This is a genomic window from Cellulomonas citrea, from assembly GCF_009829685.1.
Classification (GTDB): domain Bacteria; phylum Actinomycetota; class Actinomycetes; order Actinomycetales; family Cellulomonadaceae; genus Cellulomonas; species Cellulomonas citrea.
This window is the reverse complement of sequence record NZ_VWSD01000348.1, coordinates 1-663: the sequence shown is the minus strand read 5'-3', so window position 1 is coordinate 663 and position 663 is coordinate 1. Positions and strand designations below refer to the sequence as shown.

General features: G+C 77.8%; 1 pseudogene. It reads right to left on the bottom strand.

Going from position 1 to position 663, the window contains the following annotated elements:
• Positions 1 to 547, bottom strand: a pseudogene (locus tag F2B26_RS16650) (hypothetical protein); the annotation flags it as partial.
• Positions 548 to 663: the final 116 nt, after the last annotated feature.

The following is a 663-nucleotide window of genomic DNA, read 5'->3' as shown; positions in this document are numbered from 1 at the left end:
CCGCCCGGCCGAGCGGCCCGGACCGGCCACGAGCCACGAGCGCCGTCACGGCGACGGCGACCGCCATGGCCGCGACCTGCGCGGGAACGGGTGAGGCGACCGCCTGGCCCGTGGGCATCGGGCGGCCGACCGCGATGGTCGCCATGGCCGCGGCGAGCCAGCCGGTCGGTGCGACCGCGTACCGCACCCCGCTGCCGGGCCGGCGGCGCACCCACGCCACCTGGACACCGGCGACCAGGACGCACGCCCCGGTGAGGACGGCCGGTGCCGCACCCGACCGGGCGGCGTCGGGCGGGAACCCGGCACCGTCGACCAGCGACGTCACCACCATGAGCGGGACGAGCAGCCCGCCGAGACCTTCCATCGCACGTGCGACCACGACCGCGCCCTGCCGGTGCAGCAGCGTCGCCGCGACGAACGGCACGAGCACGGAGCCGAGCTCGGCGAGCGGCCGCAGCGCCGGTGCCACGTCGCCGAACGCGAACGCGACCAGGCCGAACAGGCCGGCGAACATGAGCGCGACGCCCAGGTACGCCAGACCGTGCACAGCGAGCTCGGAGCTGAACCTGCTGCGGACGCGCCCCAGAGCGGCCGCGGCCTCCGTGCGGCGGCGGCCTGCGGGCGAGGGCGCACCGGTCGGGAGGTCGCCGGTCGGGAGTCCAC